Raw genomic sequence first — 12,527 nt, forward strand, 5'->3', positions numbered from 1 at the left:
GCCGCGCGCATGTTCTCGGACATCGATTTCGCCCACATGCAGCGCGCGCTCGCGCTCGCCGCGCGCGGCATGTATACGACGGCGCCTAACCCGCGTGTCGGCTGCGTGATCGTCAAGGACGGCGACGTGATCGGCGAAGGCTTCACGCAGCCGGCCGGCCAGGATCACGCGGAAGTGCAGGCGCTGAAAGATGCGCGCGCACGCGGCCACGACGTCGCGGGCTCGACCGTCTACGTGACGCTCGAGCCGTGCAGCCACTTCGGCCGCACGCCGCCGTGCGCGAACGCGCTGATTGAAGCGCGCGTCGCGAAGGTCGTCGCCGCGATGGAAGACCCGAACCCGCAGGTGTCGGGGCGCGGCCTCGGCATGCTGCGCGACGCGGGCATCGACGTGCGCTGCGGGCTGCTCGCGCATGAAGCGGGCGAACTGAACATCGGCTTCGTGTCGCGCATGACGCGCGGCCGCCCGTGGGTGCGGATGAAGACCGCCGCGTCGCTCGACGGCCGCACCGCGCTGCCGTCCGGCGAAAGCCAGTGGATCACCGGCGAGGCCGCGCGCCTCGACGGGCATGCATGGCGTGCGCGCGCCTGCGCGATCCTCACCGGCATCGGCACCGTGCGCGAAGACAACCCGCTGCTGACCGTGCGCGGCATCGACACGCCGCGCCAGCCGCAGCGCATCCTCGTGGACAGCCGCCTCGACCTGCCGCTCGACGCGCGGCTGCTCGAAGGCGCGCCGCTGCTGATCTTCTGCGGCCGGCTCGACGCCGCCGGCGAAGTGCGCGCGAACGTGCTGAAGTCCCGTGGCGCGGAAATCGTGCCGATCGCGAACGCGCAAGGCAAGGTCGACCTGCCCGCGATGCTGGCGGCGCTCGGCGCGCGCGGCGTCAACGAGCTGCACGTCGAGGCCGGCCACAAGCTGAACGGCTCGCTGCTGCGCGAGCAGTGCGTCGACGAATTGCTCGTCTACCTCGCACCGAGCCTGCTGGGCGCCGATGCGGCCGGCATGTTCGACCTCGCCGCGCCGGCGAACCTCGACGCGCGTACGCGGCTGTCGTTCCACGGATTCGAGCGGGTCGGCGACGACCTGCGGATCCTCGCGCGCTTCGCGCCGCCCGACGCCGCGCACTGAACGGGGTCGATCACGGTCAACGCCGTGAGCCTGACCGTCGACACGGTCGACGATCGCGCGGGCGGCTGCGCGTTCTCGACCAGCCTGATCTCCCATCCCATGTCGGGCCGCGCGTCGCCGGTCGACGCCACGACGCGTACGCTCGTCGCTCGCCCACCTGCCCCGACAGCTGGCCGAATGGCCAACGACGCGCACGGGTCATGCCGCCGCGCTAAGATGCGTCGACAGCGGTTCCAGCGCCGCAACGCACGGCGCGGCCGCGTATTGGTCACCCTCTTCCTCAAGGAGTCGTCCCCATGTCCATTTCGATGTATCAGGCCTCGGTGCCTGTCCTGATCCGTGGCCTGACCAATCTTCAGCACATTCTCGGCAAGGCGCAGGCCCATGCGGCCGAAAAGCAGATCGATCCGTCGGTGTTCGTCGGCGCTCGCCTGTACCCGGACATGCTGCCGCTCGTCCGCCAGGTCTATATCGCGACCGACACGGCCAAGGGCTGCGCCGCGCGCCTCGCCGACGTCGAAATCCCGAGCTACCCGGACGTCGAGCAGACCTTCGACGAACTGCACGCCCGCATCCAGAAGACGATCGACTATCTGAAAAGCTTCGACGCCGCGCAGATCGACGGCAGCGAGGCGCGCCAGATCGTGCTGAAGATGCGCGTCGGCCCGATCGAGTTCACCGGCCAGTCGTACCTGCTGAATTTCGTGCTGCCCAATTTCTTCTTCCACGTGACGACCGCGTACGACATCCTGCGCCACAGCGGCGTCGAGCTCGGCAAGCTCGATTACCTGGGCGGGCGCGACCAGCACGCGTGACGCGCGGCCGGGCAAGCCCGGCCCGCCACCGTCCGCACGCACGTGCGCCAATGCGCGGCGGCCCCGCCAGGCCTGCCGCGCAGGCCGGCCGCAGCGCTTTCCGGAGCGCTCGCCGGGCGCGCGCGGTCCCCGCCAGCCGAAACGTCGTCCGGCTGGCGTAAAATACGCACTTTCCTCTTTCACGCCCCCTTATGACGCTCGCCTCCACGCTCGACATCATCGCCGAGCTGAAAGCCGGCCGGATGGTGATCCTGGTCGACGAAGAAGACCGCGAAAACGAGGGCGACCTCGTGATCGCCGCCGAATTCGTCACGCCGGAAGCGATCAACTTCATGGCCAAGTACGGCCGCGGCCTGGTTTGTCTGACGTTGACGCAGGAACGCTGCAAGCAGCTGCACCTGCCGCTGATGACCTACCGCAACGGCACGCAGTACGGCACCGCGTTCACGGTCAGCATCGAAGCGGCCGAAGGCGTGACGACCGGCATCTCGGCCGCCGACCGTGCGCACACGATCGCCACGGCGGTCGCGCATGACGTGCGCCCCGAGCACATCGTGCAGCCGGGCCACGTGTTCCCGATCATGGCGCAGCCGGGCGGCGTGCTCGTGCGCGCGGGCCACACCGAGGCTGGTTGCGACTTCACCGCGCTGGCGGGCCTCACGCCGGCCGCGGTGATCTGCGAGATCATCAAGGACGACGGCACGATGGCGCGCCTGCCCGACCTGATCGAGTTCGCGCAGGAACACAACCTGAAGATCGGCACGATCGCCGACCTGATCCAGTACCGCAGCCGCACCGAATCGATCATCGAGCGGATCGCCGAGCGCACGATGCAGACCGCGCACGGCACGTTCCGCGCGGTGCTGTACCGCGACCAGCCGAGCGGCTCGCCGCACATCGCGCTGGTGCGCGGCACGCCGTCGCCGGACGTCGATACGCCGGTGCGCGTGCACGAGCCGCTGTCGGTGCTCGACCTGCTCGAGACGGGCGTGTCGACGCACTCGTGGACGCTCGACGCCGCGATGCGCGAGATCGCGGAGCGCGACCTCGGCGTGATCGTGCTGCTCAACTGCGGCGACACGAAGGAACACCTGATCGACGTCTTCAAGGCGTTCGACGAGGAAGAAAAGGCCGCTGTGCTCAAGCGCCGGCCGGTTGATTTCAAGACGTTCGGCATCGGCGCGCAGATCCTGCGCGATGTCGGGGTCAGCAAGATGCAGGTGCTGTCGAATCCGCGCAAGCTGGGCAGCATGTCCGGCTACGGACTGGAAGTCACGGGCTTCATTCCGATGCCCGGCGGCGAAGCCAAGTCCTGCCCGGCGTCCAACGCGTAACCCGCCACGGCGCTTTCGCCCTATAACCGTTCATCCACACCACGGACAAGATCATGGAAATCGGACAATACCAACCGAATCTCGAAGGCGACGGCCTGCGTATCGGCATCGTGCAATCGCGCTTCAACGAGCCCGTGTGCAACGGCCTCGCCGACGCGTGCGTCGAGGAACTGGAACGCCTCGGCGTCACCGGTGAAGACGTGCTGCTCGTGTCGGTGCCCGGCGCGCTGGAAATCCCGCTCGCGCTGCAGAAGCTCGCCGAAAGCGGCCAGTTCGACGCGCTGATCGCGCTCGGCGCGGTGATCCGCGGCGAGACCTACCACTTCGAACTCGTGTCGAACGAGAGCGGCGCGGGCATCACCCGCATCGGCCTCGACTTCAACCTGCCGATCGCGAACGCGGTCCTGACCACCGAAAACGACGAGCAGGCCGTCGCGCGCATGACCGAAAAGGGTCGTGACGCCGCACGCGTCGCCGTCGAGATGGCCAACCTGACGATGGCCCTCGACCAGCTCGGCGATGACGACGAGGACGAAGAAGAGGAAGACGACGAAGAGGAGCGCGCATGAAGAAGAGCGCCCGCCGACAATCGCGCGAGCTGGCGACGCAGGGGCTGTACCAGTGGCTGCTGTCGAACGCATCCTCCGGCGAGATCGACGCGCAACTGCGCGGCGCGCTCGGTTACGACAAGGCCGACAAGGAGCTGCTCGACGCGATCCTGCACGGCGTGATCCGCGAGCACGCCACGCTCGTCGAAGCGCTGACGCCGTCGCTCGACCGCCCGATCGACCAGCTGTCGCCGGTCGAACGCGCCGTGCTGCTGATCGCCACGTTCGAGCTCACGCACCACGTCGAAACGCCGTACCGCGTGATCATCAACGAAGCTGTCGAACTCGCGAAGACGTTCGGCGGCTCCGACGGCTACAAGTACGTGAACGGCGTGCTCGACAAGCTCGCCGCGAAGCTGCGCCCCGCCGAAACGCAGGCGCGCCGCAACGGCTGAACCCGTTGGTCCGGAACGGGCGCGCATGCGCCCGTTTTTTCTTTTGCCTCGCCTCCCTCGCCCTGCCCGCCCGATGAATACCGCCACCGATTCGCTCGTCAGACTCGCCGCACGCGTCGACGCGATCCAGCCCTTCTACGTGATGGAACTGATGAAGGAGGCACAGCGTCTCGAGTCCTCCGGGCGCGATGTTATCCACATGGGCATCGGCGAGCCGGATTTCACTGCACCGGAGCCGGTCGTCGAAGCGGCCGCGGCCGCGCTGCGCCGTGGCGTCACCCAATATACGAGCGCGCTCGGCATCGCACCGCTGCGCGAGGCGATCGCCGCGCACTACGCACGCGCGTACGGCCTCACGATCAGCCCGGAACGGATCGTCGTGACGGCCGGCGCGTCGGCCGCGCTGCTGCTCGCGTGCCTCGCGCTCGTCGGGCGCGACGACGAGGTGCTGATGCCCGACCCGTCGTATCCGTGCAACCGGCACTTCGTCGCCGCGGCCGAAGGCCGCGCGGTACTCGTGCCGAGCGGCCCCGATGCGCGCTTCCAGCTTACCGAGGACGACGTCCGCACACGCTGGGGCGACCGCACGCGCGGCGTGCTGCTCGCGTCGCCGTCGAACCCGACCGGCACGTCGCTCGAACCCGACGAACTGAAGCGGATCGTCGAAGCCGTGCGCGCACGCGGCGGCTTCACGATCGTCGACGAGATCTACCAGGGGCTCAGCTACGACGCGGCCCCCGTGTCGGCGCTGTCGTTCGGCGACGACGTCGTCACCGTGAACAGCTTCTCCAAGTATTTCAGCATGACGGGCTGGCGGCTCGGCTGGCTGGTGGTGCCGCCCGCGCTGGTCGGCACGTTCGAGAAGCTCGCGCAGAATCTGTTCATCTGCCCGTCCGCGCTCGCGCAACACGCGGCGCTCGCGTGCTTCGAGCCGGCCGCGCTCGACATCTACGAAGCCCGCCGGCTCGAATTCAAGCGCCGGCGTGATTTCATCGCACCGGCGCTCGAACGGCTCGGCTTCACGGTGCCCGTGATGCCGGACGGCGCGTTCTACGTGTATGCGCACTGCGGCGGCGTCGCCCACCCGGCGGCCGGCGACAGCGCCGCGCTCACGACGGCGATGCTGCACGACGCGGGCGTCGTGCTGGTGCCCGGCATGGACTTCGGTGTCCATGCGCCGCGTGACTATATCCGCTTGTCCTATGCGACGGCCTACTCGCGGCTCGAGGAAGCGGTCGACCGGCTCGCGACACTGTTCGGGCAGCACTGACACGCGGCCGGCGCGGCGGCCATTCCGCCCCCCGCAAAAGCAAAAAGGCACCCGATCCGGGTGCCTTTTTCACGTCCTGCTGGCTGAAGCCGTGCGCAAGTTACGCGCCAAGCTCCGAACGATCGCCGTGCGACTGCTTCGCGGTATCGACGCTCGCGTCGTCCTGCGACGTGGCTTCCTTCGATGCCGCCGACTTCGCCGACGTTTCGAGCGTCGCATGCACGCGTTTCGCGCCGCCTGCGGCTGCCGTCACGGCGGCGGCCGTGACGATCGGCTTCGCCGGCGCCTGCGGCGCATTGACCGGCACGCTACGACCCCGCGCGACGTCACGCAGGCGACCGCGCTCGGCCATCACCTTCGAACCGTAGCCGTTGTCGTCGGGGTTCGTCGAGCCGTTGTACAGGCGCAGGCCGTTCGCGAGCGAACCGCCGCGCGCGATGCAGTCCTTCAGCACGAGTGCGCCGACCTGGAGGTTCGCGAGCGGCTGCAGCGCGGTATCGGTGCCGCCGAAATACTCGAACTTGTCGGAATGGACCTTCGACATGACCTGCATCAGCCCCTTCGCGCCGACGCCGCTCTCGGCGTACGGGTTGAAGCCCGATTCGATCGCCATCACGGACAGCAGCAGCAGCGGATCGAGGCCGACGTCACGGCCGGTCTGGAACGCAGCCTTGACGAGCTGGCCGAGCGGCTCCTGCGCGACGCGGTAACGGCGCGACAGGTAGGTCGCGACGAGCGCCTGTTCGCGATTCGATGCGAGCGCACGGTCGTCACGCGCATCGGCCGCCACGCGCTGGGTCGGGATGAGCTTCGCCAGCGCGACGGGCGACGGGCCGTTGCGGGCCGGGTCGGACGCATCGCCCTGCGCGGCGGTGGCTTCCGGTGCGACGTCGAGGCCGACCGCAAGCGCGTCCGTTTCGGGACTGTTCTCTTCCTGCTGCGGCTGCGCGCCGGCGGGCGCGAAGTTCGGCAGCGGATGGCCGGTCAGCAGACGGGCCGGGCCGGCTTGCACGGCCGCGGACACGACCGGCATCAGCTTCGCGGCCAGCGTGCCGCGGACGGTTGGCAGCAGCCACAGTGCAAGCGCCACTGCGACAGCGAGACAGCCGACAACGCTGAATAGATGGTGACTGACACGCGTCCCGCGACGCAGCATGCTGCGCACGAATTGCGCATGCTGCTCACTAGGACGCCACGATAACCAAGCGTTCATTCAGATCATCTCCCATGAACATGACTCGTGCGGCTCGCTCAGCTCGATGGCGAGACAGGTAACGCGCCGCGGAATCACGACGCCGCACGCTTTGGTTGGGGCGTGCAGACATCGGGGAAACGGTATAAGTACCGTTCGAGGCCACGGTGTAAGAGGGCCGGCACCTTCGCACACTGGGCGAGGCGGGCATACGCGGTGGCACCCACGCAAAAAACCAGCGTCTGGTGGCGCTGGCTGAGACTACGACTAAAGCCGTCGGATACGCCGTGCAGGATTCGGCGGACGGTGACGCGCTGCGTCAAAGATCGGTGATTGGCGGCTCGAAGCCTTTTACCCTGCAGCCAATGTGAGCGGATTCTAGCAGGGTTTTATAGATCGTCAACACTATAAAACATTGAAATCATAACAAAAAGTAATTTGCCGGCACTCTTCAGAACGCAATCCCCGTGCCGTAGGGGGTTTGCGCGCGGTCGACTTTTTTCTCCGCCGGGCGGGCATGCGGCGGCGCGGGTAAAATCGTCGGTCGATTCGGGGTCGCAGCCGGCCGCTGCGCCCACCCATCGCTGCCCGCCTGGCGGGTGGCCCGGACCCTCTTCATGAAATACAAAGACTTACGCGATTTCATCCAGCGCCTCGAGGCGCTCGGCGAACTGCGGCGCGTCACGCAGCCCGTGTCGCCCGTGCTCGAAATGACCGAGCTGTGCGACCGCGTGCTGCGCGCCGGCGGCCCTGCGCTGCTGTTCAACGCGCCGTCCGGCTACGACTTCCCGGTGCTCGGCAACCTGTTCGGCACGCCGCGCCGCGTCGCGCTCGGGATGGGCGTCGATGCGGGCGACGACGCCGCGCTCGATTCGCTGCGCGATCTCGGGCGCCTGCTGTCCGCATTGAAGGAACCCGATCCGCCAAAGAGCCTGAAGGACGCCGGCAAGCTGCTGTCGCTCGCGAAGGCCGTGTGGGACATGGCGCCGAAATCGGTGTCGTCGCCGCCATGCCAGGAGATCGTCTGGGAAGGCGCCGACGTCGACCTGAACCGGCTGCCGATCCAGACCTGCTGGCCCGGCGATGCGGGGCCGCTCGTCACGTGGGGCCTGACGGTCACGCGCGGGCCGAACAAGTCGCGGCAGAACCTCGGGATCTACCGTCAGCAGCTGATCGGCCGCAACAAGCTGATCATGCGCTGGCTCGCGCATCGCGGCGGCGCGCTCGACTTCCGCGAATTCGCGCTGCGGAACCCCGGCAAGCCGTATCCGGTCGCGGTCGTGCTCGGCGCCGATCCGGCCACGACGCTGGGCGCGGTGACGCCAGTGCCCGATTCGCTGTCCGAATACCAGTTCGCCGGCCTGCTGCGCGGCAGCCGCACGGAGCTCGCGAAGTGCCTGACGCCCGGCGTCGACACGCTGCAGGTGCCCGCACGCGCGGAGATCGTGCTCGAGGGCTTCATTTATCCGCAGGAAGGTACCCCTGCCCCGGCTCCGGCCGGCGCACCGCCGCGCCCGGCCGGTAATGCGTCCGCCACGTACGAGCACGCGCTCGAAGGCCCGTACGGCGACCACACCGGCTATTACAACGAGCAGGAGTGGTTCCCGGTCTTCACCGTCGAGCGCATCACGATGCGCCGCGACGCGATCTACCACTCGACCTACACGGGCAAGCCGCCTGACGAGCCGGCCGTGCTCGGCGTCGCGCTCAACGAGGTGTTCGTGCCGTTGCTGCAGAAGCAGTTCACCGAGATCACCGACTTCTACCTGCCGCCCGAAGGCTGCAGCTACCGGATGGCCATCGTCCAGATGAAGAAGAGCTACGCGGGCCACGCGAAGCGCGTGATGTTCGGCGTGTGGAGCTTCCTGCGACAGTTCATGTATACGAAGTTCATTGTGGTCGTCGACGAGGACGTGAACATCCGCGACTGGAAGGAAGTGATCTGGGCGATCACGACGCGCGTCGACCCCGTGCGCGACACCGTGATGGTCGACAGCACGCCGATCGACTATCTCGATTTCGCGTCGCCGGTGGCCGGCCTCGGTTCGAAGATGGGCCTCGACGCGACCAACAAGTGGCCCGGCGAGACCAGCCGCGAATGGGGTCGCCCGATCGAGATGGATGCGGCCGTGAAGGCGCGCGTCGACCGGCTCTGGCAGGAGATCGGCCTCTGACGCCCTGCGGCCGGCGCCTGCCGGCCCGTGGACTGTCGCCGCTACAAGAACAACGAAGATGACCTTTCCGCCCGCCTCCATGCTGTCCGACGGCTTCTTTCTGTCGCTGTCGCTGTGCCTCGACATCGGCCTCGTCAATGTCGCGATGCTGTCGCTGACGCTGTCGCACGGCTTCCGGCCGGGCTTCTGGCTCGGCATCGGCTCGTGCGTCGGCGATCTCGTCTATGCGGCGCTCGCGCTTGGCGGGATGGCCGTGCTGCTGCAGTTCGAGCCGGTGCGCTGGATCGTGTGGATCGGCGGCGGCGCCGTGCTGCTGTTCCTCACGTGGAAGATGGCGCGCGAAGCGCTCGCCCCGGCCAAGGTGACCGGCGACGACGCCGAGGACGCGCCGCCGCCGCGCGCCAGCGCACGGCGCAGTTTCCTGCGCGGGATGCTGCTCGCGATGTCGTCGCCGAGCGCGATCCTGTGGTTCGCGGCGGTCGGCGGCGCACTGATCGCGAAAGCCGGCGCGACCACGCCGGCCACCGCGTCGGTGTTCCTGTCGGGCTTTTTCCTCGGCGGCCTCGCGTGGACACTCTTCATGTGCACGCTCGCGAGCCAGGGCCGCAAGCGCGCAGGCGCCGGGCTGATGCGCGCGTGCCATGTCGCGTCGGCGCTGCTGTTCGCGTATTTCTCGTACAGCGTGATCGTCGGCGGCTACCGCGACCTGATCGTGCACGCGGTGTAATCGGAGTCGGCCCGCACGGGCCGCTCACCGCGGTCAAACAGCCGCTCCCAAGAAAAAACGGCGCAGCGCCCCTTGCGGGACGTCGCGCCGTTTTGCCACGCGCGGCCGGGCCGCGCGGCACGAATCAGCGACGCCAGTAGCCGTGATGGCCCCAGCCGCCACCATAGTAGCCATGGTGCCAGTACGGTCGGCCATAGTAGCCGCCGACGACCACGGCGGGCGGCGGCGCGTAGTAGGCCGGCGCCGGAGCGTAATAGACGGGCGGAGGCGGCGGCGCGTAGTACACGGGCGGCGGCGGTGCATAGACGGGATACGCGGGCGCGACCGGGATACCGATGCCGACCCCGATCGACACGTGAGCCTGCGCAACGCTTGCAGCACCCAGGCCAAGCGCGGCGGCGGCGATGAACGGAATGAGCTTTTTCACTTCGATTCTCCTGCTGGAGCGGTAATTTATGCGCCCCTGTCGGCAACGGCGGGCGTGCACGTCGCATGGAAGCAATGTAGCGAAAACCCGCCCCTCGCGTGTCGTGCATTTGTTGCAAATTGCAATTGCACGCGGGCGAAGCCGCCGCGCGGCGCGGCTCGCAGCGCCTGCGGCGACCCTTGCCGGTCGCGCAACTCCGTCCGACGAGTCGGGTCGCCACCTCATGACCGGTCAGTCTTACCGGATACGGCGCGCACAGCAGGCACGCAACCGTAATGAACGATTACAAATTTGAGACAAGATGCCGACATTTCAAGCCGGATACGGGGGCGATATGTTTCGGGGTCAGGTTCCGCGATCTTGAATCGACGGTGTGCCGGGCGGTGAAACACTTGCCGATATAGCGCGCATGCCGTTAAGCCAGCGACGTGCCCGCGCAGAAACTGCCCTTTCGCGGCCCGGCTGTCATTCCTGCGATACTGGCGGCTGCTTCGTTTTCGCTTACACCCGCCGCCATGTCCGCTCCCGACACACCCCGCCTGGGCTTCATCGGCGCCGGCCGTCTCGCGCGCTGCGTCGCGCAGCGCTTCGCGCAGGCCGGCTTTCCGGTCGTCGCGATCGCGAGCCGTACGCCCGCGTCGGCCGCGGCGCTCGCCGCGCGCCTCGACGGCTGCCAGGCGGTCGACACCCCGCAGCAGGTTGCCGACGCCGCCGACCTGATCTTCCTGACGGTGCCCGACGACCATCTCGCGTCGGCCGCCGCGGCGCTGCGCTTCGACGCATCGCGCGCCGCGCAGCAGGCCGTCGTTCACTGCAGCGGCGCGTCGGCGGTCGCCCTGCTCGATCCGGCGAAGCAGCAAGGCGCAGCCACCGGCGGCTTCCATCCGCTCTACCTGTTCGGCGGCACCGACGCCGACCTCGCCCGCATCGACGGCTGCTCGGTCACGATCGAAGCCGACGGCGCGTTGCATGCGACGCTGCTGCGACTTGCTGCCGCACTCGGCTGCCATCCGCTGTCGATTCCGGCCGGCGGCCGGATGCTCTATCACGCGGCCGCGCACTACGCGGCGAGCTTCGCGCTGTGCGGGCTGGCGGAAGCCGTCGAGCTGTGGCGCGGCCTCGGTTTCGACGAAGACGCCGCGCTGCGCGCACTGCTGCCGATGCTGGCCGGCACGATCGAAACCGCGCGCGACAAGGGGCTCGCGAACGCGCTCTCCGGCCCGGTATCGCGCGGCGACACGGGCATCGTCGAACGCCAGTTGGCCCTGCTTGAAACGCGCGGCGGCGATCACGCGACGCTGTACGCGCTGCTGACCCGCCGCGCGATCGCGCTCGCGGCGCAGCGCGCCACGCCGCCGGCATCGCTGCCGGCGCTCGCCGAAGCCGTCGAAACGTCGCTCGCGCGCACCGCCGCACACCCCTCCCCGTCGCAAGACGAGGCGTGATAATGTGTCGGCCGATGCGCCGCCATCCGGCGTTGGCGGCCGCACGCTACTGACTAAAAAGGATGCCAACGATGTTCGGCGAGATCGCCCGTTTTCTGCTCAATACCGTCTTCACGCTGTTCGGCGCCGCGCTGATCCTGCGCGTCTGGATGCAGGCCGTCCGCGTGCCACCGTACAACCCCGTCACGCAGGCCGTGCTGCAGGCGACCAACTGGCTCGTGCTGCCCCTGCGCCGCGTCATCGCGGGCGTGCGCGGCATCGACTGGGCCAGCGTCGTCGCCGCACTGCTCACCGCGCTCGTCTACGTCGTGCTGATGGTGGTGATGGCCGGCTTCGATCCGGCGGCGGTGATCGCGACGCTCGTCGTGGTCGCGCTGCTCACCGTCGTGAAGTGGGCGCTCAACCTCGTGATCTGGATGACGATCCTGATGGCGCTGCTGTCGTGGCTCAACCCGCGCTCGCCGGCGATGCCGATCCTCTACCAGCTCACCGCGCCGTTCCTGAACCCGCTGCGCCGCGTCATTCCGAACCTCGGCGGCATCGACCTGTCGCCGATCCTGCTGTTCGTGATCGTGCAGGTGCTGCTGATGATCGTCACGCGCGCTGCCGTGTCGCTGACGATGTTCGGCATCTGACGCGAACGCTTACGTCGCCCCCGACGCCGCCGGCCCCTGCGCCGGCGGTTCGCCGAGCGTGTCGATCACGCCGAAGCGCGCCGGCATCATCGCGTAGCACACACGCACCTTCTCGTGCGACAGCCGGTCGAGCAAGCGCTGCGCCTCGTCCTCGGTGACGATGAATTCGATCTCGATCGCGAGCGCCCCCTGCAGTTCGAAGAAGCGGTCCTCGTGCAGCACGCGATGCTGGCCGAACCCGGCCATCGCGCGAAACGCGGAACCGCCCGCGACGCCCATCCGGTTCGCCTCCTCCAGCAGCCATTCCCACAGCGGCTTCCAGTGCAGCCGATGCTTCTCGTGCACGTAGAAACGCAGGAAGACCTTGTCCATCG

The 12,527-nt window shown here is 68.3% G+C and carries 13 protein-coding genes and 1 pseudogene; 11 read left to right on the top strand and 3 right to left on the bottom strand.

Features of this window, described 5'->3' with window-relative positions; translation table 11 throughout:
- The first annotated feature begins 9 nt into the window (after positions 1-9).
- The 7 genes and pseudogenes from ribD to CFB34_RS19680 all read left to right on the top strand — a co-directional run bounded on the left by ribD (position 10) and on the right by CFB34_RS19680 (position 5,553).
- Complete coding sequence (gene ribD / locus CFB34_RS19650; protein WP_089439432.1) at positions 10-1,131, top strand: bifunctional diaminohydroxyphosphoribosylaminopyrimidine deaminase/5-amino-6-(5-phosphoribosylamino)uracil reductase RibD; 1,122 nt, start codon at positions 10-12, stop codon at positions 1,129-1,131.
- A 3-nt stretch (positions 1,132-1,134) separates the two neighbouring features.
- Positions 1,135-1,227: pseudogene (locus tag CFB34_RS19655) on the top strand (riboflavin synthase); the annotation flags it as partial.
- 200 nt (positions 1,228-1,427) lie between these two features.
- The gene (locus CFB34_RS19660) at positions 1,428-1,946 is read left to right on the top strand and encodes a DUF1993 domain-containing protein (protein ID WP_069247362.1); all 519 of its coding nucleotides are present in this window, start codon (positions 1,428-1,430) and stop codon (positions 1,944-1,946) included.
- 191 nt (positions 1,947-2,137) lie between these two features.
- A complete protein-coding gene (gene ribBA / locus CFB34_RS19665; protein WP_089439431.1) occupies positions 2,138-3,280 on the top strand; it encodes a bifunctional 3,4-dihydroxy-2-butanone-4-phosphate synthase/GTP cyclohydrolase II in 1,143 nt (380 codons plus the stop codon).
- Between the two features lie 53 nt (positions 3,281-3,333).
- Complete coding sequence (ribH, locus tag CFB34_RS19670) at positions 3,334-3,849, top strand: 6,7-dimethyl-8-ribityllumazine synthase (protein WP_039371042.1); 516 nt, start codon at positions 3,334-3,336, stop codon at positions 3,847-3,849.
- Positions 3,846-4,283 carry a transcription antitermination factor NusB gene (nusB, locus tag CFB34_RS19675; protein WP_021157083.1) on the top strand — a complete coding sequence of 146 codons (438 nt, stop codon included), beginning with the start codon at positions 3,846-3,848 and terminating at the stop codon, positions 4,281-4,283. The genes ribH and nusB overlap by 4 nt, the downstream gene beginning before the upstream one ends.
- A 73-nt stretch (positions 4,284-4,356) precedes the next feature.
- Entirely contained in the window at positions 4,357-5,553 is a 1,197-nt protein-coding gene (locus CFB34_RS19680) for a pyridoxal phosphate-dependent aminotransferase (RefSeq protein ID WP_039371039.1), read from the top strand.
- 100 nt (positions 5,554-5,653) lie between these two features.
- Here the strand turns inward: CFB34_RS19680 and CFB34_RS19685 are convergent, their stop codons facing one another.
- On the bottom strand, positions 5,654-6,766 hold the full coding sequence (locus CFB34_RS19685) for a transglycosylase SLT domain-containing protein (protein WP_089439430.1): 1,113 nt from the start codon (positions 6,764-6,766) through the stop codon (positions 5,654-5,656).
- 596 nt (positions 6,767-7,362) lie between these two features.
- On the opposite strand from CFB34_RS19685, the gene CFB34_RS19690 reads away from it, so the two are divergent.
- Together CFB34_RS19690 and CFB34_RS19695 are read left to right on the top strand one after the other, a co-directional pair.
- Complete coding sequence (locus tag CFB34_RS19690) at positions 7,363-8,919, top strand: UbiD family decarboxylase (RefSeq protein WP_089439429.1); 1,557 nt, start codon at positions 7,363-7,365, stop codon at positions 8,917-8,919.
- A 58-nt stretch (positions 8,920-8,977) separates the two neighbouring features.
- The gene (locus CFB34_RS19695; protein WP_089439428.1) at positions 8,978-9,646 is read left to right on the top strand and encodes a LysE family transporter; all 669 of its coding nucleotides are present in this window, start codon (positions 8,978-8,980) and stop codon (positions 9,644-9,646) included.
- A gap of 124 nt (positions 9,647-9,770) precedes the next feature.
- On the opposite strand, the gene CFB34_RS19700 is transcribed toward CFB34_RS19695, so the two are convergent.
- Positions 9,771-10,073 (bottom strand): hypothetical protein, encoded by a 303-nt coding sequence (locus CFB34_RS19700; RefSeq protein WP_089439427.1) that lies wholly within the window; start codon positions 10,071-10,073, stop codon positions 9,771-9,773.
- Between the two features lie 515 nt (positions 10,074-10,588).
- Here CFB34_RS19700 and CFB34_RS19705 point away from each other — a divergent pair.
- On the top strand, positions 10,589-11,518 hold the full coding sequence (locus CFB34_RS19705) for a DUF2520 domain-containing protein (RefSeq protein WP_089439425.1): 930 nt from the start codon (positions 10,589-10,591) through the stop codon (positions 11,516-11,518).
- A gap of 71 nt (positions 11,519-11,589) precedes the next feature.
- The gene (locus tag CFB34_RS19710) at positions 11,590-12,153 is read left to right on the top strand and encodes a YggT family protein (protein WP_006488584.1); all 564 of its coding nucleotides are present in this window, start codon (positions 11,590-11,592) and stop codon (positions 12,151-12,153) included.
- Positions 12,154-12,162: 9 nt separating this feature from the next.
- On the opposite strand, the gene CFB34_RS19715 is transcribed toward CFB34_RS19710, so the two are convergent.
- A complete protein-coding gene (locus tag CFB34_RS19715) occupies positions 12,163-12,525 on the bottom strand; it encodes a DUF190 domain-containing protein (RefSeq protein WP_089440364.1) in 363 nt (120 codons plus the stop codon).
- Between the last annotated feature and the right edge of the window lie 2 nt (positions 12,526-12,527).

It is taken from the genome of Burkholderia sp. HI4860 (genome assembly GCF_002223045.2).
In the GTDB taxonomy this organism is placed as follows: domain Bacteria; phylum Pseudomonadota; class Gammaproteobacteria; order Burkholderiales; family Burkholderiaceae; genus Burkholderia.